The sequence below is a fragment of the Shewanella sp. SM21 genome, assembly GCF_025654335.1.
In the GTDB taxonomy this organism is placed as follows: Bacteria; Pseudomonadota; Gammaproteobacteria; order Enterobacterales; family Shewanellaceae; genus Shewanella; species Shewanella oncorhynchi.
The window spans coordinates 104,985-127,590 of sequence record NZ_JAKKRL010000006.1 but is presented as its reverse complement, the minus strand read 5'-3'; the positions used below and the strand labels follow the sequence as shown (position 1 = coordinate 127,590).

Genomic DNA, 22,606 nt, shown 5'->3' with positions numbered 1-22,606 from the left:
TTCGGCGAACACTTTTTATTTTTTGTAGGTAAAAGACACGTATGACGCAAGCCAAGTTTGTTGAAGGCCCCATATTACGCCATATCTTAGTGATGAGTTCGACCGCCGCGGTAGGGATTTCTGCCTTATTTGTCGTGGATTTACTGGATATCTTTTTCCTGAGCCTATTGGGAGAGCATGAACTCGCGGCGGCTGTGGGATATGCGGGGAGTATTTCGTTTTTTACCACATCTATTGGAATTGGTTTATCGATTGCATTAGGGGCTTTAGTGTCTCGCTCGATTGGCGCAAAAGAGGTGGCGTTGGCAAAGCGCTTATTACTCAATAGCGCGGTTGTGACGACACTGATCAGTGTGCTGGTGGCGGCTGTGGTCACCACCTTCATTCCTGAGCTAGTTGCCTTAGTTGGCGCGAGTGGTCATACGGCAGAACTTGCTGCGAGCTATTTGTATATTCTCGTGCCTTCCTTACCTTTTATCTGTCTTGCGATGGCGCTCGGCGGGGCTTTACGCGCCGTGGGTGATGCAAAGTTATCTATGATGTCGACCTTAGCGGGGGGCGGGGTTAATGCTGTACTCGATCCGATTTTTATCTTCATGTTCGCCATGGGGATTGAAGGTGCTGCATTGGCATCCGTCTTAGCACGGGTGGCGGTATTTGTGATTGCCGCTCGCGGTGTGGTGGTTAAGCATAAGTTGTTAGGCCATTTTGATAAGGCACATTTTGTCGCCGATCTTAAGCCTATCTTTGCCATTGCAGGCCCTGCGATGTTAACCAATGTGGCAACTCCCATCGGAAATGCCTTTGTGACCCGAGCGATCGCCGATTTCGGTGATGCTTATGTGGCAGGCTGGGCAGTATTGGGGCGTTTAATCCCTGTGGCTTTTGGGATGATCTTTGCACTATCCGGCGCGATTGGACCTATTGTTGGGCAAAACTTTGGTGCAGGTCAGTTTGACCGAGTACGTGAGAGTTTAACGCGGGCGATTCAGTTTTGTACTGTGTATGTGCTGGTAATGTCTTTGCTGCTGTTTATGCTTAAGTCACATTTGGTCAGTGTGTTTGATATGAAGGGCGATAGTGCTGATCTTATTCATTTTTTCTGCAGTTATATTGCGGTATTCTTTATCTTTTCGGGGATTTTATTTGTGGCGAATGCGTCCTTTAATAACCTTGGCAAGGCCAAATATTCCACGCTATTTAACGTAGGTAAAGCCACTTTAGGCACTGTGCCCTTTGTGTATTTGGGTGCGCTTTGGGGTGGTGTTTACGGTGTATTGATTGGGCAAATTTTAGGGTCTATTTTGTTTGGTACATTAGGTGTGTGGGTTGCCTATCGTTTAGTGGATAAAGTGGCGGCGCAGGCACCGTTTTCAGCCGCGCCTAATCTTGATGCTGCGAATGCTATCCCCCGTAATGTCGTACTGAGTGAGGAAGAGGAAATCGCTAATTGTATTGCACAGAACTTACCGAGTGCGACCAATCCGCTTTCATCCTCGTGCGTGCAGATGGCGCAATTAACGGAGGAGCAAGAGAATGAGCCCGTATTGCCCTATTTAGACGAGGGTAAAAAGCCTAATTGACGTTATGTGGCTTAGCTGCGCCATGTAGAAGCTGTGGGCAAGAACGCAGATAAAAATGAGCTCTTAATAATGAGGAGCAGTCAGAAAGCTGCTAATGATAGGAATGCTGAAAAACAAAATGCCACAAGATTGCTTGTGGCATTTTGTTTGAAACGGCGTTTGCACTTCATTTAGTTAAGCTAACAATGCCAAAATACGCCGCTAAAAGACTATTCTGCTGAGCTTCTTATTCTTCAATACTTGGCGTGTCTTGTTGGCCTTCGACTTGTTCAGTCGCAGCTTCTGATGCCGCCATTTTTGCACGATCAGCCTTAGAGATGTAACCTGATTTTGCAGGTGAGCCGATAGTCACTGGGTCGACTTTATTCAGTCTGGCCTTAGCGCGTTTAGCTATTTTCTTGATGATCTTTTGTTTCTTGTTCATGACGTCTCTAATTTCGTTTCGCACCCGCTACGCGCAGGAATATGAGGCCAAGGGCTCAATTGAGGCGGGATTCTAACTCAATCTGAGCGAACTGACCATGTTTTGCTGAATTTTGTCGAAAACAACGGCTACTCTTTGAGAACTAGTTTTGCTAAATGGCGTTAGCATAACAATTTGACTTAAACGGCGCTGTTAGTATTTCACACGACAAATGCTGCGGTGTAGACTGTCTGTGTGGATCAAAAGCCATTATATTGCCTAGCATTATGAGTTTGAAAAATTAACTCTACTGTTATTTTATTGCTCATATCCTGAGCCGAGGAAGATGTGTGTTATTAACTAAAATCACTTTTTTTGAGCGCTTTGAGCACGATATATTAAGTGGCACTAAAACCATTACATTGCGTGATGAAACGGAATCCCATGTGATTGCAGGTCAAACGCTTCCCGTTTCAACCTTCGAAACCGACCGCTGGTTTTGTGATATCCATATTATTGATGTCGTGCCAGTGACCTTAACTGAGCTCTCAGACATTCATGCTAAGCAAGAGAATATGACATTGCCGCAGCTACGTGATGTGATTGCAGAAATTTATCCCGGTCTTGAGCAATTGTTTATGATCCAGTTTAGGGTTTTACCGCAGTAAAAGTATAGAGCGTAATTCGTAAAATAAAAAAGGCCGCACAGCAGCCTTTTTATCACAAATTCAATGGCATATTAAGTTGCCGAAGATTGCTGAACTGTTCAAGAACATCAGCTATCCAAGACAACTAAACCGTCCAAGGTAACAGTTTTTTCGCAAAGTGATCGGCTTGGTCTAAGCGAATCGCTGCGCGGTGACGCATCCGATAAAAAGCTTGATAGCACAGGGGGACTAAGTACAAGCTAGTCACTGTCGAGAACGATAAGCCACCGATAATGGCGATTGCCATGGGGTAATATGGCGGGCCGCCGCCACCGATTTGGGTATCACCCATCGCCAGTGGGACTAATCCCAGTACTGTTGTACCTACTGTCATTAACACTGGCCGCAAACGGGTGATACACACCTCCCGAATGGTGTCAGACAATTTGTCGAGATCCGGTGTCATCTGATTGATTTGATCCACCAGAACGATACCGTTGTTCACCACTATCCCCATTAAAATCAAGATACCTATCATTGCCATCACAGAAATAGGGGTACCTGTGATAAACAGCGCCCAGAATACACCTGTGATGGAAAATAGGATTGAGGTAATAATCGCCGTCGGTAACAGTAGAGATTCAAACAACGCCGCCATAACAATATAAATCATCGCGACAGCCAAGAGCATATTAGTCACCATCACGTTCTGATCTTCATCTTGGCGCTCGAAGCCACCACGGAGTGAATAGTCGTAACCATCGGGGAAACGGATATTTTCCATCACTTGCTTAATCTTAGTTTGCGCCTCTTCTGTGGTGAGGTTTTCTAAGTTAGCCCCAATCGACAGCGAGGTTTGGCGGTTGAAGTGTTTGATAGTATCGAAGCGGGGTTGGATCTCAATCTTCGCCAGATTATCTAAGGTGTACACTCTTTGGTCTAGGCGTACTATGGGTAACTGTTTGAGTTTCTCAAGTGACTTTTGCCATTCTTTCTCGTAGGCCATTTCGATGCGTAGCTCGCCATTAGGATCGTGGCGGAAGGATCGCAGCGGTGAACCGCGCAGTGCCATGGAGATACTTGAGGCAATTTCATTGAGTTTTAAATCTAACCGCGCCGCCATTTGTCTATCAATGCGGATAATCACTTCTTGCTGAGCGCCATTAAGCTCGGAGCGAACATCTTGCAATCCTTTGATGTTTTGCAACAAAGGAATAACTTGCTCGCTCAAATTAATCAGCTCAGAGGTTGAGCGCCCTGTCAGTGTGACTCGCACGCCAGAGTTGTCATTGCCCCAGCCAAATTGCGGTTTGGCGATGGAATACTTAGGGAAGCCACTGCGGATTTTCTTTTTTAACTCATCCACTGACATAGGCAAATCTTTCTTTAGGAGGATCACCGATGAGCCATCGTCAGAGGCATAATAGCTGTAGACAGAATCAATATGGAATTCCTCTTTATTGTTATAAAGATACTCTTCCATTTGGTTGATCATCGCCTCAGTGACATTGAGATTATGTCGACCTTCTACTTGGTAGTTAATGTAGATTCGTTCATTGCTCTCGCTGTCTTCTTGATCCTGTTTAACCATAGATAGCGGCAGGGCGGTGGATGCGAGGATCGCTACAGCAATCACGCCTGAACGCCAAGGTCTGAGCAATACCCAATCTAAGGTATTATTGTAAAAACGTTGTAATTTACCCGCATCCTTTTCGGGGGCGATGTCGAAGTGGAACTTAGTCAACATCAAAGGAATTAAGGTTTTTGCGACCAATAGCGACGCGGCGAGTGAGATACAAATTGCAATAGCAACATGCTCTAGAAAAATAGTGATCTCGACTTTTACGCCAAAAATATTAGGTAAAAATACAATGGCGGTTGTCATTGTGCCTGCCAATACCGCCAGAGACACTTTATCGACCCCCGTCATGACTGACTCTTCATTGTCTTTAGGGTGTTTACCTTGCTTTTCCTGCAGTACGCTCTCAGTGACGACCACTGCGTTATCAATCAACATACCGACGGCGAGCAGGAGTCCCATCATAGACAGAATATTCAAGCTGTAACCGAGTAGATACATAGCGGCGAGCGTCATACCGATTGAAATAGGCACGGATGACACAACCACTAAAGTCATTTTCAAATTACGCAGGAATAAGTACAGCACGACAAAGGACAGCAGTGCACCGATTAACCCTGAAAGCAGCAAATCCATTAGTGAAGATTTTACTCCAGAGGCTTGATCTTCCATGATAAATAGGCGAATACCTTGGAACTGTTGGTCCTGCTTCGCAAGCTCAATCACCTTCATGACACGGTCTGACACTTCGACTAAGTTAGCGCCAGATTCCTTAAACACATCCAAACCCACGGCATAGTGCTTATCTAAATGTCGACCTTCGATACGTTCAGGTAGGGCAAATTGCACATCGGCGATATCGCCTAAGGTCAATCCGGGGATCAGTACTAGTGCTTTGATATCTTCAAGGTTTCTAAACTCACCCTTAGGTGAAACTTGATAAACGATATTACTGGCCCTGAGTGTACCTGCGCTCAGCACAAAGTTCTCTCTGCCGAGATGTTGTTGCAAATCTGTGGCTGAAAATCCACTGGCGGCAAGGCGGTCGGCATTGATGCGTACCTCAATTTGCTTTTGCTCAACGCCGTACAGGCTGACCTTAGAGACACCTTCAACACGTTCAAGTGGACGCTTGAGCTGTTTATCGAGTAGATCGAATGCACCTGAAAGCTCACGATCACTTGAGATGCGTATGGTGAGCACAGGCATGTCGGCGGTGGAGAATTGTCGGATAAAGACCCGCTCCACATCTTTGGGCAGTAAATGCCGCACTGCATCGATTTTTTCCCGCGCTTCTAAGCTCTTAGTGGCAACGTTTTCCCCCCACTTCATGTTGATTTCGATTTCGGCGCCTTCTTGGGAGGATTCTGATTCAAGCTCATCAATCCCACCCATAGTCGCGAGGGATTCCTCCAGCACTTTGGTTATATCGCGTTCCACTTCAGCAGGGGTCGAGCCTTTGTAAGGCACTTCCACCACTATCTGTGGGATATCAATACCGGGGAACATTTCCAGCGGTAATAGGCGACTCGAGGCGAGACCAAACAGCAAGATAGCAAAGAAGAACATGCTGGTGGTTACGGGGCGCTTAATGGCTAAACGGGTGAGGTTCATGGGCGAGCCTCCTCTACGTTTACATGTGAGCCAGTTACGGCGTATTCTTTACGGTCGAACAGGGCATAGAGCACTGGGAGCACAATTAAGGTCAGTAATGTTGACAAACTCAGACCAAAGATCACCGTAATCGCCATCGGTGCGCGCACCTCTGAGCCATCACCTAGACCTAGCGCCATCGGCAATAAGCCTAAGGTCGTGGTGAGGGTTGTCATCATAATCGGGCGTAGGCGCGATTTAGCTGCATCGCGAATGGCATCAAGTTTTTGAGCACCTTCGCTACGCAGTTGATTGATCCGATCCACAAGCACAATCGCGTTGTTCACGACGATCCCCGCCAACATGATAAGGCCAATAAATACCACCACACTCAAATGAGTTTGGGTGATATAAAGCCCAAGTACACTGCCACCTAATGCCATAGGTACGGCAAAGAGGATAAGCAAGGGGTGCAGTAGTGATTCAAACTGACTCGCCATGACTAAATACACTAAGAAAATCGCTAAGATAAGGGCAATTTTGAGTGATTGGAACGAGTGCTCCATTTCCTCATTTTGACCACCAAAACGGGCCTGGACCGATGCGGGTAACACTTGTTGCGATAGTATCTGCTGCGCCTGTGCCACCGCATCGCTTAAATCACCATAGGCGAGGTTAGCTGATACGAGAGCCACACGTTGTTGGCTGATGCGGTTAATCGCAGATGGGCCTAATTGCAATGAAACTTCTGCAACTGCGCTTAATGCAATAGGCTGACTGCTATTCGGATTGATGATTAAGGCATCGATATCGCTGATTTGATCCCGCTCCGCGAGTTCACTGCGCACCAGAATATCAATCTTACGGTCACGCACTGTGTATTGACTGGCAACAGTACCACCAACACGTTGGGCAATACGGTTCGCAACCGTTGGTGCATCCATTCCTAGGGCCGCTAACCTTGCATGATCGAAACGGATACTTAGCTCAGGTTGACCATCACGTAGACTGGTGTTCACGTCGGCAAAACGCTCCGATGCGGATAATGCTTTGACGAGACTATCTGCGCTGCGTTTGAGTAAGTTTAAATCGTAACCTGTGAGTTCAATCTCCAGTGGCGTTTTAAAGCTGAATAACTCAGGTTGCTCAATTTTCGCTTCAAGTTCAGGAATGCGGCGCGCAGTATCACGTAATACTTGAGTGACTGCGTTATAGGCACTGTGGTCGTTAAGCACCACTTGCAAGCGGCCCCAGTTTTCACCCCCGCGGGCAGTATCCGAAGTCATCAAACCGCCGCTACCAGCTTGGCTATAAGCATGTTTAACTTCGGCTCTGTCTTTAATGGACAGTGCAAGTTGCTGTAATATCTTGTCGGTTTCGCTCACTGCCGTACCCGGCGGTAGCAAGATCTCCACATAAAACTCACCCTGATTCATTGGCGGAATAAGCTCCATACCAAGTCGCGGTAACAAGCTAATACAAGCGCCTGTTATTGCAATCGTGAGTAACAGTGTTGCTTTTTGTTGGCGCAGCGCCGAGGCCAGAAGTTTGTAATAAACCTTCTCAATACTGTGGTAGACAAAGTTAAATGCTGAGCTTAACGGGCGCATCACTAGACCAATAAGCCATGAGAAGAAGCGGCCTAAAATCAACACTAAGGTCAGTAGTGCACTGGGTAAGTAACTAACAATTAATAGAATAGGAAAGGAAAACACAGTCGCACTATAGTGTTTAAGCTTGCCCATTCTAGTGGTGGGTTTATCCTTAGGTGTCGTTTTTATCAGCGCGGGTAAGGTTTTAAAGCCTTCACGTGATGCCAGCATTGGGATGGACGTTAACGCGACTAATAGCGATGCTAACAGTGCAAAAGTGACCGTTAGCGCTTGGTCTGAGAAGAGGGCGCCGGCAATCCCATCCACAAATACTAGCGGCACAAACACCGCAAGAGTGGTGAGTGTTGAGGCAAAAATTGCGCCTGCCACTTCTTTAGTCCCCGTCACTGCAGCTTCTAATTTACTCATGCCTTCGCTACGGCAGCGGTCTATGTTCTCTAATACCACAATGGCGTTATCGACCAAGAGACCGATGGCAAGGGCAATACCACCTAATGACATGATGTTTAAGCTGATATCGGCAAAATACATCATGTTAAAGGTGGCGATGACTGAGAAGGGAATCGAGATAGAAATAATCAGTGTCGGGATGATATTACGCAAGAACAGGTAAATCACTAGCATAGATAACAAGCTGCCCATCAGCGCAGAAGAGGTGACTTCGCTGACCGCACTTTCGATAAACTCAGACTGATCGTAAATCACTTCGAGCTTATTTTGCTTAGGGTCTTGATTGATTTTGACGAGTTCATCGCGCAGTTTTTTGGCGACAGCGACAGTATTTGCATCACCTTCTTTATAAATGGCCAGTTCAATCGATTCTTGACTGCCAATGCGGGTGATATCACTACGCTCCTTGTAGGCATCTGTGATGGTAGCAACTTCGAATAAACGGACTAAAGCTTGCTCATCGCGATAGACGATCACTTGGCCGAGTTCATCTAATGAGTTGAATTGGTTTAGCGTTCGTACTAAGTATTCGCGATCACCTTGGATCACTTTACCCGCAGAGAGGTTGATGTTTTCCTCATTAATACGACGTTTAATATCATCGGCATTGAGATTGAGCTGCGACAGTTTTTCTTGATTGAGCTGAATATGCACTTCTTGCTCTAGGCCGCCAGATAAACGCACGGCGGCGACCCCAGATAGCGCCTCTAAACGACGCTTAAGCTCTTCCTCTGCATAGGTGCGCATTTGTTTGAGATCGGCTTCTGAGGCATTGGGCACAGACAGCGCAAGACGCATAATTGGGTCGAGATTGGGGTTAAAACGCAGTAATAAGGGCTTTTTAACATCAAGTGGTAGAGCGATAGTGTCGAGCTTTTCACGTACATCTAAACTCGCCATATCCATTGTTGTGCCCCATTCAAACTCAAGCACCACATCTGACATGCCGGAGCGCGAAATAGAGCTGATTTTACGTAAGCCTTTGACCACGCCAACGGCTTCTTCAATCGGTTTAGAGACGAGCTGTTCAACTTCTACTGGCGCCGCACCGTCATACATAGTGCGAATGGTTAACGTGGGATAGCTTAAGTCTGGCAGTAACTTCACCGCTAGGCGGGAAAATCCCACCATACCGAATAAAATCACTGCCAGCATGAACATCCATACCGTGACTGGCCGTTTAACGGAAGTGCTGATAATTGACATGAAAGGCTCCTATCAGTTCTTAGCGGAAGCAAGATCGAGTGGGGTGATCACTTCGACTAAGGATTGGTCTTTCAAGTTTTGCTGGCCACGGGTAACGACTTGCTCACCGGGGTTAATACCTGTAATCACTTCTACCGAATCACCTTCACGGTAGCCAATTTCGACTTCACGACGGTTCGCATTGGTACCATCAATAACATAAAGCGCTTGTTTGTTGTCTTGGTTAATCAAGGCGCTGTAGGGAACAGTAATCACGTTCTCGTGGGTATCGTATTTGAGCTCAACCCGGGTAAACATGCCAGCTTTAAGGCGCGCCTCTTGATTCGGCACAGCAAGTGTCACCTTAAAGGTGCCACTTTGTGGGTCCACAATCGGGCTTATGCGCAACACTTTGGCGTGGATAGCATTCTTGCTATGTTGATTACTAAACACTTGTGCTTCTTGGCCGAGTTTTAAGCTGGCAAGCTGTTGCTCTGGGAGATGAACTATACCGTGGAGTTCATCTTGGTTGACTATATAAAACAAGTCGCCAAATTCCTTCGCCATATTGCCAGCTTTAACATAGCGTTTAGCAACGACGCCGCTGATAGGGGAAAGGACGCGGCTTTCTTTTACTTGCAGTTCGGCGAGATCTTTTTTAGCAATAGCGGCTTGCAAGTTATATTCAAGTTTGGCCATTGAATCCGCGCTGATAAATTCTCTGTTGCTCATTTTCTTCAGACGATTTAATTCTTGCTCGATGATTTTGACTTCGGCTTCTGAGCGGTCTAAATCATATTGCTGCCTCTTGGCATCAATAACAGCGAGCACTTGGCCCTTTTGAACGCGGTCACCTTCTTCAACAGCGAGAGATTCAATGAGTCCTGATATACGACTCACTACATTGGCTTCCTGTGGCGCTTCTAAGGTGGCAGTTGTACTGTAAAAAGATGAAACGTTTCCTTGCATCACTGTAGTGGTTTCGACGGGAATGGCATATTTTTCTTCTTTTTTGACCACTTCTTCCTCACCACAGGCTGCTAGCATCGAAATCATTAGCAGTGGCAGGGTGAATTGAGCAATTTTTGACTTTTCCATAAGAATGTTACCTGTTGTCTTTATTGTGATGCCAGTTGATAGCAGAAACCATGCCAATGTTTAAATTTGTTTAATTTCAGTCTATTAGTCGTATTTTTGGCTAAGTGTGATTTGTGATTCTTACCAAATGTAGCCAAAAGGTTTAAAAAGTGATGAGAATAACTAAACGCGGTTAATTAAGATTACACAAGTGCGCAATTGCAACAATGTATTTTGTCAGGAGAAGGAAGTCTAAAAGAGGATTATTTGAAATGAAAAAAGCGCCCTTAGGCGCTTTTTAATGCGTAAGTCGTGGGACTTAGCGTTTGTCTTGTGCGACGAAATCACGCGCAGTTTCACCAGTATATAACTGACGTGGACGGCTGATTTTGTGGCCTGGTTGATCTAACATTTCTTTCCAGTGAGCAATCCAGCCTACAGTACGTGCCAGTGCGAACAGCACAGTGAACATACTGGTTGGAATACCAATGGCTTTCATAATGATGCCGGAGTAGAAGTCGACGTTTGGATACAGCTTTTTAGAAATGAAGTATTCGTCTTCAAGTGCAATGCGCTCAAGCTCCATTGCCACATCCAAGAGTGGATCTTGTACTTTCAGTTCTTTCAGCACTTCATGACAAGTTTCACGCATCACTTTGGCTCGTGGGTCAAAGTTTTTGTAAACACGGTGTCCAAAGCCCATCAGACGGAAAGGATCATTTTTATCTTTAGCGCGTTCAATGAATTCAGGAATACGGTCTACTGAACCGATTTCTTCTAACATTTGCAAACAGGCTTCGTTAGCGCCGCCGTGTGCAGGGCCCCAAAGAGATGCGATACCCGCTGCGATACACGCAAATGGGTTTGCACCTGAAGAACCGGCTAAACGTACTGTTGAAGTCGATGCATTTTGCTCATGATCTGCATGTAAAATGAAGATCCTGTCCATTGCACGTTCAACAATAGGGTTCACGACGTATTCTTCGCACGGTACAGCAAACATCATGCTTAAGAAGTTGCCTGCATAGCTTAAGTCATTACGTGGGTACACGAATGGCTGGCCTGAAGAATACTTGTAGCACATGGCTGCTATCGTAGGCATTTTTGAGACTAAGCGATAAGCGGCGATTTCGCGGTGACGTGGATCGTTAACATCCAGAGAGTCTTGGTAAAATGCAGATAATGCACCCGTCACACCACATAACATGGCCATAGGATGAGCATCACGACGGAAACCTCTAAAGAAGAAGGCTAGCTGCTCGTGAACCATAGTGTGGGTTTTAACTGTATGTACAAACTCAGTATATTGCGCTTTGGTCGGCAGTTCACCGTAAAGCAGCAAATAACACAGGTCTAGGTAATCGGAGTCAACGGCAAGTTGATCGATTGGATAGCCACGGTGTAACAATATACCCAGATCACCATCAATATAGGTAATTGCAGATTCACAGGAGGCAGTCGCAAGAAAACCTGGATCAAAAGTAAAGTAACCTTTGCTGCCAAGTTTACTGATATCGATTACGTCAAAACCAGCGGTTCCCTGCTTTACTGGCAATTCTATCGAGTCGTTCCCTGGTAATTCTAATTTGGCTTTTAAATCAGCCATACCCCGTTCTCCTTACTTAGTTCTTATCTGTGAGTGCGGCATGTCAAACCGCCATTACTTTACAGCCATTCTAGATCACATTTCAATTTAAATAAGCGTTTAAATTTGTTAGACCATGGTATAAAAGCCTTTACTTTTCTATTTGTAACTGGCACTTACAGTAAAAAATAGTCAAAAAAACATAATTTGCATTCTGTGATGTTTGTATTTGACATTTGCCGCGAGTATACTTGCCTCGCCCAATAAGGGCCGCAAACAACGATTATAAAGCACCCTTTGTTTACATGTTAAATGAGTGCGTGCTCAGATAGTTAACTGTTTGTTTAAACTTTGCTTTTGTGTTTACTTTTGCAGTGATCAACCTCCTGTTTAAAGTTTGTACAAAAGCGGTTCACATAACAAAAAAAATGCTCAATGGAGCTGAGTGAGCAGAACGTGAAAAAGCAAAGACCTGTCCATTTAGATCTGCAGACCATTCGCTTTCCTGCAACAGCGATTGTGTCAATTCTTCACCGTGTTTCCGGTGTCATCATGCTGTTCGCAGTTGGCATTCTCATTTGGTTGCTAAATTCATCTTTAGCATCAGCTGAAAGTTTCGCTGGCGTACAGTCTCTATTCGATAACTTTGTGATGAAGTTTATCCTGTGGGGCATTATGACTGCACTGGCCTATCACTTGTTTGGTGGCCTGCGCCACTTAGTAATGGATACCGGTCGTTGGGAAGAATTGTCATCGGGTGCCGCATCAGCGAAAGCTGTATTTGCCTTAACGGTAGCCTTTTCAATCATAGCGGGGATCTGGGTATGGTAACCAATGCAGCAAGTTTTGGACGCAGTGGTGTTCATGACTATATTCTACTACGCGCTAGTGCAGTGATCCTCGCCTGTTACACCATTTTCTTGGTTGGCTTTATTGCATGTAGTTCCCCTCTCACCTACGACGTCTGGCATGGCCTATTTAGTGCTCTGCCAATGAAAGTGTTTACACTTCTGACGCTGGTAGCCTTATTAGTACATGCTTGGATTGGTGTATGGCAAGTGCTGACAGATTACGTTAAGTGCACGTCGTTACGTGGTGTTTTACAGTTCACCTTTGTCGTTACCGTATTTTGTTATTTAGCGGCCGGCATTGTTATTGTGTGGGGTGTCTAAGTGAGTATTCCAGTACGCGAATTTGATGCTGTAGTGATCGGTGCCGGTGGCGCTGGTATGCGTGCAGCGCTGCAGATTTCCAAAGAAGGTAAAAGCTGTGCGCTTTTATCAAAAGTATTCCCAACCCGTTCTCATACCGTATCTGCGCAGGGTGGTATCACTGTTGCGTTAGGTAACGCCCATGAAGATCATTGGGAACAACACATGTACGATACCGTGAAAGGTTCCGATTTTATCGGTGACCAAGAAGCGATCGAGTTCATGTGTAAAACCGGTCCTGAAGCCGTGATTGAACTTGAGCAAATGGGTTTGCCTTTCTCTCGTTTCGAAAATGGTACGATTTACCAACGTCCATTTGGTGGTCAATCTAAGAACTTTGGTGGCGAGCAGGCTGCGCGTACTGCGGCAGCTGCCGACCGTACTGGTCATGCTTTGCTTCACTGTTTATACCAACAAAACGTTAAGCATAAGACGCAAGTCTTCTCAGAATGGTATGCATTAGATCTCGTTAAAAACGATGATGGCGCCGTTGTGGGTTGTACTGCGATTGAAATTGAAACGGGCGATATCGTTTATTTCAAAGCTAAGGCAACGATTCTAGCGACAGGTGGTGCAGGGCGTATTTATGCTTCGACCACTAACGCACATATCAACACCGGTGACGGCGTCGGTATGGCAATGCGTGCTGGCGTGCAAATGCAAGACATGGAAATGTGGCAATTCCACCCAACTGGCATCGCCGGCGCGGGTGTACTTGTGACTGAAGGTTGTCGTGGTGAAGGCGGTTATCTGCTGAACAAAGACGGCGAGCGTTTCATGGAGCGTTATGCCCCTAACGCGAAAGATTTGGCATCACGTGACGTGGTAGCACGTTCAATGATGACTGAAATCCGCGAAGGTCGTGGTTTAGACGGCCCATTAGGCCCACACTGTTTACTGAAGCTTGATCACTTAGGTAAAGAAACATTAGAAGCACGTTTACCAGGCGTGTGTGAATTGTCTCGTACTTTTGCCCATATCGATCCAGCCGATGGTCCAATTCCAGTACTACCAACCTGTCACTATATGATGGGTGGCCTACCAACTAAGGTCAGTGGTCAAGTTATTCGTAAGAATGAAGACGGCACTGAACAAGATGTTATTGGTCTGTTCGCTGTGGGTGAGATTGCCTGTGTATCTGTACATGGTGCAAACCGTTTAGGTGGTAACTCACTGCTTGACTTAGTGGTCTTTGGCCGCGCAGCGGGTCAGCATTTAGGTAAAGCTTTGGATGAGACTGACGATCCAAAAGACGCAAGTGATGCAGATATTCAAGCTTCTCTGGCTCGTCTGAATCGTTGGGAAAGCAACAAAGATGGCGAAGATCCAGCGCAAATCCGTAAGGATCTGCAACTGTGTATGCAATTAAACTTCTCTGTATTCCGTCGTGGCGATGCTATGGCTGAAGGGTTAGAGCAGTTGAAAGTGATTCGTGAACGTCTTGCAAATGCTAAATTGTCTGATAACTCTCGTGAATTCAATACTCAACGTATTGAATGTTTAGAGTTAGATAACTTGATGGCAACGGCAATCGCCACGGCTTATGCGGCTAACTTCCGTACTGAAAGCCGCGGTGCTCACTCACGTGAAGATTATTTAGAGCGTGATGATGAGAACTGGTTATGCCACAGCTTATTTGACCCAATCACTGAAACGATGGATCGTCGTGCAGTGAACATGGCACCTAAGTTACGTGAAGCATTCCCGCCGAAGAAACGTACCTACTAGGAGTTGCAAAGATGAAATTGACATTTGCAGTTTATCGCTACAATCCTGACGTAGATACTAAACCGTATATGCAGGATTACAGCTTAGAAGTGGCTGAAGGCTCTGACATGATGGTGCTCGATGCACTGATCAAGTTGAAAGAGCAAGATCCGACTTTGTCATTCCGTCGCTCATGCCGTGAAGGCGTGTGTGGTTCAGACGGCGTGAACATGAATGGTAAGAATGGTCTGGCGTGTATTACCCCAATTTCAACCTTTAAAGGCAAGAAATTAGAAATACGTCCATTACCAGGTATGCCAGTTGTTCGTGACTTAGTTGTTGATTTAACTCAGTTCTATAAGCAGTATGAGAAGATCAAGCCTTACCTCATCAATGATGAGAAACAACCCGCTCGTGAACACTTACAATCCCCTGAAGAGCGTGCTCATTTAGATGGTTTGTACGAATGTATCATGTGTGCCTGTTGTTCTACGGCTTGCCCATCATTCTGGTGGAATCCTGATAAGTTTATCGGTCCAAGCGGTCTGCTTCATGCATATCGTTTCTTGATCGACAGTCGCGATACAGCTACAGAAGAACGTTTATCTGAGCTGGACGACGCCTATAGCGTGTTCCGTTGCCATGGCATCATGAACTGCGTTGACGTTTGTCCAAAAGGTCTTAATCCGACTAAAGCAATTGGTCATATTAAGTCCATGCTGTTGAAGCGAGCAGTGTAATGCGAGAACCCGAGCTGAAACCAATAATAATATAGCTCTTGAAGAGTCACTTTCTGGTAGCAGAAGGTGACTCTTTTGCGTATGTAATGGAAGACAACGCGCCGTATATCTGGACATCTAGGGGCGGCAGAAATTATGCGTCGAAGGTAATCTCTACAGACTGCATATTTAATACTATGGCTAAGCACGTGTATAAAGTTTGAAAGGAATAGAAATGCACCAAGGCATCATGAAAGCCTGGCTCGAATCATCTCACTTAAGTGGTGCAAATTCGACCTACGTAGAAGAGATGTATGAAGCCTATCAAGAAGACCCACAGTCAGTCGCTGATGATTGGCGTGCGGTATTTGATAATCTCCCTCCTGTGAACGGTGCCTCTGTTGATGCGCCTGAAGCTGCTCACTCAAAAGTACGTGATTATTTTCGCAGTTTAGCGTTAGAAGGACGCCATAAGAGCTCTGCTCGTGTGACGGATCCTGAAATGGATGCTAAACAAGTTAAAGTCCTGCAATTAATTAACGCCCATCGTTTCCGTGGTCACCAAGGTGCTAATCTTGATCCCCTCGAATTGTGGAAACGTGAACCCGTAGCTGATTTAGATCCTGCCTTCCACGGCTTGACTAAAGAAGACATGGAACGTGAGTTTAATACAGGTTCTTTTGCTCATGGTGGCGAAACCATGAAGCTCGCGGATTTGGTAAAAGCGCTGAAAGCCACCTACTGTGGTTCTATCGGTGCTGAATATATGCACATTACCGATACCGATGAGAAACGCTGGATCCAACAACGTCTCGAACCTTCCTTAGGTAAAGCTAACTACGATAAAAGTGTTAAGACACGCATTCTTGAAGGCCTTAACGCCGCAGAAGGTATTGAAAAATACTTAGGTGCTAAATTCCCTGGTGCGAAACGTTTCTCGTTAGAAGGCGGTGATGCGTTAGTGCCTATGATGCGCGAAATTATTTATCGTGCAGGTGAAGCCGGTACTAAAGAAATCGTCGTCGGTATGGCTCACCGTGGTCGTCTGAACGTATTAGTGAACGTATTAGGTAAGCGTCCAGCTGAACTGTTTGACGAGTTCGCGGGTAAGCATGCTGATACCCACGGTTCTGGTGACGTTAAGTACCACCAAGGTTTTTCCTCTGATTTTGAAACGCCGGGCGGCAATGTGCATTTAGCACTGGCCTTCAACCCATCGCACCTTGAAATCGTTAACCCTGTGGTGATTGGCTCTGTACGTGCCCGTCAAGACCGTCGCGGTTGTAAGGATGGCTTACAAGTCATGCCTATTACTATTCATGGTGACTCTGCAATTGCAGGTCAAGGGATAGTGCAAGAGACATTCAACATGTCTCAAACCCGTGGCTTTAAAGTCGGCGGCAGTATTCGCATCGTAGTGAACAACCAAGTGGGTTTCACGACGTCTAACCATGCGGACACTCGTTCGACTGAATACTGTACTGACATCGCTAAGATGGTTCAGGCACCGATTTTCCACGTTAACTCTGATGATCCCGAAGCCGTTGCTTTTGTGTCGCAGTTAGCCGTTGATTATCGTAACGAGTTCAAACGTGATGTGGTGGTTGAATTGGTCTGTTATCGCCGTCATGGCCATAACGAAGCCGATGAGCCAAGTGCAACTCAGCCGCTGATGTATGCCAAGATCAAGAAACACCCAACGCCACGTAAGATTTATGCAGACAAGCTAATCGCTGAAAACGTGATGGCAGCTGATGATGTGACTGGTCTTATCAATAATTACCGTGATGCATTAGATCAAGGTGATTGTGTGGTTAAAGAATGGCGCCCAATGACGCTGCATTCTGTTGACTGGACTCCGTATATCGGTCGTGAGTGGGACGAAGCGTATCAAGCCTCTATGTCGGCTGAGCGTTTACAAAGTCTGGCTGACAAACTGAGCTATGTACCTGAAAGTCATCCATTGCAATCACGGGTTGCTAAGATTTATAGCGACCGTTTAGCGATGGCAAAAGGCGAGAAGCCACTCGATTGGGGTTTTGCAGAAACGCTGGCTTATGCCTCAATTCTGGAAGACAACAAGCGTGTACGTATTACAGGTCAGGATTCTGGCCGCGGTACTTTCTTCCATCGTCATGCTGTATTGCACAATCAAAACGATGGCACGACTTACATGCCACTGCGCAATATTGCTGATGAACAAGGCCCAATTGATATTACTGACTCAGTATTATCTGAAGCCTCAGTACTGGCGTTTGAGTATGGTTATGCCACAGCAGAACCCGGCGGATTGACTATTTGGGAAGCCCAGTTTGGTGACTTTGCTAACTGTGCCCAAGTGGTAATCGATCAGTTCTTGTCATCGGGTGAGCAGAAGTGGGGCCGTTTATGTGGTCTGACTATGCTGTTACCCCATGGCTATGAAGGTCAAGGCCCTGAGCATTCAAGCGCCCGTTTAGAGCGTTTCTTGCAGATGTGTGCTAACCACAATATGCAAGTGTGTGTGCCTTCAACACCTGCACAGGTCTACCATATGTTGCGCCGCCAAGTGGTGCGTCCTATGCGTCGTCCACTTATCGTTATGTCGCCTAAGTCATTACTACGTCATCCATTAGCGGTTTCAAGCTTGGAAGAATTAGCCAATGGCAGTTTCCAAAATGTGATCGGTGAAATCGATACGTTGGAAGCAAGCAAGGTTGACCGAGTTGTCTTCTGCAGTGGTAAGGTTTACTTCGAACTGCTGGAAAAACGTCGTAAAGAAAATATCACTAACGTAGCGTTAATCCGTGTCGAACAGTTATATCCGTTCCCACATGATGAAATGATCGTTGCTTTGGCTGATTACCAACATGTGAAAGATTTTGTTTGGTGTCAGGAAGAGCCACAGAACCAAGGTGCTTGGTACTCTAGTCAACACCATTTCTGGGCCGCGGTTCCTGCAGGCGCACAGTTAACTTATGCTGGTCGTGAAGCGTCAGCTGCACCAGCGTGTGGTTACCCTGAGTTGCACACACATCAGCAAGAATCTTTAGTGAACAGTGCCCTGAAACTTACAATCGCACTGTAGTAATAGACATTTTATAAAAGGATAGTTTTTCATGAGTATCGAAATCAAGGTACCCGTACTACCAGAATCTGTTGCCGATGCCACGATTGCCACTTGGCATGTGAAAGTGGGCGAGCAAGTTTCTCGTGATCAAAACCTGGTTGATATTGAAACCGATAAAGTGGTTCTTGAAGTGGTTGCGCCAGAAGATGGCCACATTGGCGAGTTCTTATTTGAAGAAGGCGCCACTGTTCTGGGTGAACAAGTGATCGCTAAATTTATCGCCGGTGCTGTATCGGGCAAAGAAGTCACTAAAGCACAAGCTGAAGCGGCAACGCCTGCAGCTGAAACCAGCGATGAAAGCAGTGATGCGTTAAGCCCATCTGTTCGCCGTTTACTGGCAGAGCACAATGTTGATGCCAGCAAAGTAAAAGGCACTGGTGTGGGTGGTCGTATTACGAAAGAAGACGTAGAAGCCTTCGTTAAGTCTGCCCCTAAAGCTGCGGCGCCAGCAGCACCTGCTGTAGCTCCGTTAGCGGCTGGCCGTAGCGAGAAGCGCGTGCCAATGACACGTCTGCGTAAGACAATCGCAAACCGTTTGTTAGAAGCGAAAAACTCTACCGCTATGCTCACGACGTTTAACGAAGTGAACATGAAGCCCATCATGGATATCCGTAAGCAATACCAAGATATCTTTGAAAAGCGCCACGGTATCCGTTTAGGCTTTATGTCTTTCTACATCAAAGCCGTGACTGAAGCGCTGAAACGTTTCCCAGAAGTCAACGCGTCTATTGATGGCGACGATATCGTCTATCACAACTACTTCGACATCAGCATCGCAGTATCAACACCACGTGGTCTGGTAACACCAGTGTTACGTGACACAGATACCATGAACTTAGCTGAAATCGAAAAAGCAGTTCGTGACTTAGCCCTTAAAGGCCGTGACGGTAAGCTGACTGTGGCTGACATGACTGGCGGTAACTTCACTGTGACTAACGGTGGTGTTTTCGGTTCACTGATGTCTACACCGATCCTTAACCTGCCACAAAGTGCGATTTTAGGCATGCATGCCATTAAAGATCGCCCAATGGCAGTCAATGGTCAGGTTGAAATCCTGCCCATGATGTACCTAGCACTCTCATATGACCATCGTATTGTTGATGGCCGTGAGTCTGTTGGTTTCTTGGTTGCGATTAAAGACTTCCTAGAAGACCCAACTCGTCTGCTGCTTGATCTGTAACACAACTCGATAAGAGATTGCGCTTAAAGAAATAGCCAGACATACCCTCGTGACTGGCCCAAACGGGCCAGTTGGATTTGATTAGAAGTATACGGATAGATCATCATGAATTTGCATGAGTATCAGGCAAAATCCTTATTTGCCGAATATGGTTTACCAGTGTCAGAAGGTTTTGCATGTGATACAGCCCAAGAAGCTGTAGAAGCGGCAGGCCATATTGGCGGAAATTTATGGGTTGTTAAGTGTCAAGTACACGCAGGCGGCCGCGGTAAAGCAGGTGGCGTTAAAGTCACTGGCGATAAAGAAGAAATCAGAGCCTTTGCCGAACACTGGTTAGGCAAAAATCTGGTGACTTATCAAACTGATGAGAAAGGCCAGCCGGTTGCTAAAATTTTAGTAGAAAGCTGCACCGACATCGCTAACGAACTGTACTTAGGTGCCGTTGTTGACCGCGCGACTCGTCGCGTTGTGTTCATGGCGTCGACTGAAGGTGGTGTTGAAATTGAGAAAGTGGCAGAAGAAACGCCAGAACTCATCCACACTGCAATCATCGATCCTTTGACTGGCCCACAAGGTTATCAAGCACGTGATCTTGGCTTCAAGTTAGGTTTAAACCCAACTCAAATGAAGCAGTTCACTAAGATTTTCATGGGTCTGGCGACTATGTTCGTTGATCATGATTTCGCATTGCTTGAAATCAACCCACTGGTTATTACCACTGAAGGCAACCTACACTGCCTAGACGGTAAAATCGGTATCGACGGTAACGCACTTTACCGTCAACCAAAAATCAAAGGCATGCACGATCCATCACAGGATGATGCCCGCGAAGCTCACGCTGCTAAGTTCGAGCTGAACTACGTTGCATTAGACGGTAACGTTGGCTGTATGGTGAACGGTGCAGGTCTGGCGATGGGTACTATGGATATCGTTAACTTGCACGGTGGCAAGCCAGCGAACTTCTTAGACGTAGGCGGCGGCGCGACGAAAGAACGTGTAGCAGAAGCATTCAAAATCATTCTGTCTGACAGCAATGTGAAAGCGGTTCTGGTTAACATTTTCGGCGGTATCGTACGTTGTGACATGATCGCAGAAGGTATTATCGGCGCAGTTAAAGAAGTGGGCGTTAAAGTACCTGTTGTGGTTCGTTTAGAAGGTACTAACGCTGAACTTGGCCGTGAAGTATTAGCTAAATCAGGTCTAGATATCATTGCAGCTACCAGTCTAACTGACGCGGCTGAGCAAGTAGTTAAAGCTGCGGAGGGCAAATAATGTCTGTCTTAATCAATAAAGATACCAAGGTAATTTGCCAAGGTTTCACTGGCGGTCAAGGTACATTCCACTCACAACAAGCTATCGATTACGGTACGCAAATGGTGGGCGGTGTGTCTCCTGGTAAAGGTGGTCAAACTCACTTAGGTCTGCCAGTGTTCAACACTGTGAAAGACGCTGTGGCTGCGACTGGTGCGACTGCTTCTGTGATCTATGTTCCGGCTCCGTTCTGTAAGGATGCCATTCTTGAAGCTATCGACGGTGGCATCGAGCTTATCGTTTGTATCACTGAAGGCATTCCTACACTGGACATGCTGCAAGTTAAAGTGAAGCTTGAAGAAACTGGCGTTCGCATGATCGGCCCTAACTGCCCAGGTGTTATCACCCCAGGTGAATGTAAGATCGGCATTATGCCAGGTCACATCCACTTAAAAGGCAAAGTGGGCATCGTTTCTCGTTCAGGTACTCTGACTTATGAAGCGGTTAAGCAAACAACGGATGAAGGTTTCGGCCAATCTACTTGCGTAGGTATTGGTGGTGACCCAATTCCAGGTACTAGCTTCATTGATGTACTGGAAATGTTCCAAAACGATCCACAGACTGAAGCGATCGTTATGATCGGTGAAATCGGTGGTAACGCTGAGGAAGATGCGGCGGCTTTCATTAAAGCACACGTGACTAAGCCTGTTGTGTCTTATATTGCGGGTGTCACTGCACCTGCAGGTAAGCGTATGGGCCATGCTGGCGCGATTATCGCTGGCGGTAAAGGTACTGCAGAAGACAAATTTGCTGCATTAGAAGCAGCGGGCGTGACAACTGTCCGCTCGCTTGCTGATATCGGCAAAGCGCTGCGTATTCGTACAGGTTGGTAAGCTAACCTTTCGAATATAAAAGGCGCCTAAGGCGCCTTTTTTATTGGCTGTAATTTCGGCAGCGAATCGCAGTAAATGACAGGAATGGGATTGAGCTAACACCATGAAGACTAGATATTTTTTCTTCTACGGGTTAGATTGATGCTTCTCTACTACGCGCTCGTCTGTGTCATTGGCGAGGATAATGTGAGTAGAGCCATTAACCATGAGCTAAGTGCTTATGGCTTCAGTGCTGTTCTGCAAAAAATCTTGAACTCAAATTTATTTAACACGGTTGCAGTCTATCGTTGCGAGCGTATTTGTTTTATGGGGCTTATCGCATTGGGGGAGGGTAAGCAACAGAGTCGATGTTAGCCACAGTAACGGCTTAAACATCACATTTTTTACGAGGGAAAAACTGTGAAAACACCTAAAATCATTATTTCGGAAATTGACTTAGAAAGACTAGAGCGATTATTGGAGTCACTGCCGGCAAATGCGTTTCCGGGCAAAGCGGCATTGGAGGCTGAATTAGACAGAGCCGATATTGTGCCTGCATCACAGGTGCCCGCGAATGTGGTGACCATGAATTCAGAAGTGAAGTTTAGCGTTTCATCCAGTAATGAGACTTTCTGTTTACGTTTAGTGTATCCAAAAGACGTGAACGGCGCGGGCACGATTTCTATTTTGGCGCCAGTAGGCAGCGCATTATTAGGGCTCTCTCAAGGTGATGAAATTGAATGGCCAGGTCCGGGTGGTTCTATGGTAAAAGTGCGTATTGAAGAAATCCTGTATCAGCCTGAACGCAGTGGTGATTTCCACCGTTAAGCTTGAGGTATTGG

At 46.2% G+C, this 22,606-nt stretch carries 16 protein-coding genes; 11 read left to right on the top strand and 5 right to left on the bottom strand.

Translation table 11 applies throughout. The annotated features are described in order from the left end of the window. Positions 1–41: 41 nt before the first annotated feature. Complete coding sequence (locus L5L94_RS09535; RefSeq protein ID WP_263162816.1) at positions 42–1,583, top strand: MATE family efflux transporter; 1,542 nt, start codon at positions 42–44, stop codon at positions 1,581–1,583. A 226-nt stretch (positions 1,584–1,809) separates the two neighbouring features. Here L5L94_RS09535 and L5L94_RS09530 read toward each other — a convergent pair whose 3' ends face one another. Continuing rightward, positions 1,810–2,007 (bottom strand): DUF2986 domain-containing protein, encoded by a 198-nt coding sequence (locus tag L5L94_RS09530; protein ID WP_028759693.1) that lies wholly within the window; start codon positions 2,005–2,007, stop codon positions 1,810–1,812. 329 nt (positions 2,008–2,336) lie between these two features. On the opposite strand from L5L94_RS09530, the gene yqfB reads away from it, so the two are divergent. Beyond that, a complete protein-coding gene (gene yqfB, locus L5L94_RS09525; RefSeq protein ID WP_113940516.1) occupies positions 2,337–2,654 on the top strand; it encodes a N(4)-acetylcytidine aminohydrolase in 318 nt (105 codons plus the stop codon). Between the two features lie 124 nt (positions 2,655–2,778). Here the strand turns inward: yqfB and L5L94_RS09520 are convergent, their stop codons facing one another. The 4 genes from L5L94_RS09520 to L5L94_RS09505 form a co-directional block, all read right to left on the bottom strand. Beyond that, positions 2,779–5,826, bottom strand: coding sequence for an efflux RND transporter permease subunit (locus L5L94_RS09520; RefSeq protein ID WP_263162814.1), 3,048 nt, complete (start codon positions 5,824–5,826; stop codon positions 2,779–2,781). After that, the gene (locus tag L5L94_RS09515; RefSeq protein WP_263162811.1) at positions 5,823–9,074 is read right to left on the bottom strand and encodes an efflux RND transporter permease subunit; all 3,252 of its coding nucleotides are present in this window, start codon (positions 9,072–9,074) and stop codon (positions 5,823–5,825) included. Before L5L94_RS09515 ends, L5L94_RS09520 begins: the two co-directional genes overlap by 4 nt. A 12-nt stretch (positions 9,075–9,086) precedes the next feature. After that, positions 9,087–10,151: an efflux RND transporter periplasmic adaptor subunit gene (locus L5L94_RS09510; RefSeq protein WP_105252698.1), complete on the bottom strand. Its 1,065-nt coding sequence runs from the start codon at positions 10,149–10,151 to the stop codon at positions 9,087–9,089. A gap of 298 nt (positions 10,152–10,449) precedes the next feature. Then, the gene (locus tag L5L94_RS09505) at positions 10,450–11,736 is read right to left on the bottom strand and encodes a citrate synthase (RefSeq protein ID WP_105252697.1); all 1,287 of its coding nucleotides are present in this window, start codon (positions 11,734–11,736) and stop codon (positions 10,450–10,452) included. Between the two features lie 414 nt (positions 11,737–12,150). Here L5L94_RS09505 and sdhC point away from each other — a divergent pair, with 414 nt between their 5' ends. The 9 genes from sdhC to rnk all read left to right on the top strand — a co-directional run bounded on the left by sdhC (position 12,151) and on the right by rnk (position 22,592). Continuing rightward, positions 12,151–12,546: a succinate dehydrogenase, cytochrome b556 subunit gene (gene sdhC, locus L5L94_RS09500; protein WP_012089416.1), complete on the top strand. Its 396-nt coding sequence runs from the start codon at positions 12,151–12,153 to the stop codon at positions 12,544–12,546. Next, positions 12,540–12,887, top strand: coding sequence for a succinate dehydrogenase, hydrophobic membrane anchor protein (gene sdhD, locus L5L94_RS09495; RefSeq protein ID WP_028759700.1), 348 nt, complete (start codon positions 12,540–12,542; stop codon positions 12,885–12,887). The genes sdhC and sdhD overlap by 7 nt, the downstream gene beginning before the upstream one ends. After that, the gene (sdhA, locus tag L5L94_RS09490) at positions 12,888–14,654 is read left to right on the top strand and encodes a succinate dehydrogenase flavoprotein subunit (protein WP_011847025.1); all 1,767 of its coding nucleotides are present in this window, start codon (positions 12,888–12,890) and stop codon (positions 14,652–14,654) included. 11 nt (positions 14,655–14,665) lie between these two features. Continuing rightward, a complete protein-coding gene (locus L5L94_RS09485; RefSeq protein WP_028759701.1) occupies positions 14,666–15,373 on the top strand; it encodes a succinate dehydrogenase iron-sulfur subunit in 708 nt (235 codons plus the stop codon). 214 nt (positions 15,374–15,587) lie between these two features. Then, positions 15,588–18,419 carry a 2-oxoglutarate dehydrogenase E1 component gene (gene sucA, locus L5L94_RS09480; RefSeq protein ID WP_198572331.1) on the top strand — a complete coding sequence of 944 codons (2,832 nt, stop codon included), beginning with the start codon at positions 15,588–15,590 and terminating at the stop codon, positions 18,417–18,419. 31 nt (positions 18,420–18,450) lie between these two features. Further along, positions 18,451–19,641, top strand: coding sequence for a 2-oxoglutarate dehydrogenase complex dihydrolipoyllysine-residue succinyltransferase (odhB, locus tag L5L94_RS09475; RefSeq protein WP_006081977.1), 1,191 nt, complete (start codon positions 18,451–18,453; stop codon positions 19,639–19,641). 105 nt (positions 19,642–19,746) lie between these two features. Then, the gene (sucC, locus tag L5L94_RS09470) at positions 19,747–20,913 is read left to right on the top strand and encodes an ADP-forming succinate--CoA ligase subunit beta (protein ID WP_006081976.1); all 1,167 of its coding nucleotides are present in this window, start codon (positions 19,747–19,749) and stop codon (positions 20,911–20,913) included. Continuing rightward, on the top strand, positions 20,913–21,785 hold the full coding sequence (sucD, locus tag L5L94_RS09465) for a succinate--CoA ligase subunit alpha (RefSeq protein ID WP_028759703.1): 873 nt from the start codon (positions 20,913–20,915) through the stop codon (positions 21,783–21,785). The genes sucC and sucD overlap by 1 nt, the downstream gene beginning before the upstream one ends. 399 nt (positions 21,786–22,184) lie before the next feature. Next, complete coding sequence (rnk, locus tag L5L94_RS09460) at positions 22,185–22,592, top strand: nucleoside diphosphate kinase regulator (RefSeq protein WP_028759704.1); 408 nt, start codon at positions 22,185–22,187, stop codon at positions 22,590–22,592. Positions 22,593–22,606 lie beyond the last annotated feature (14 nt).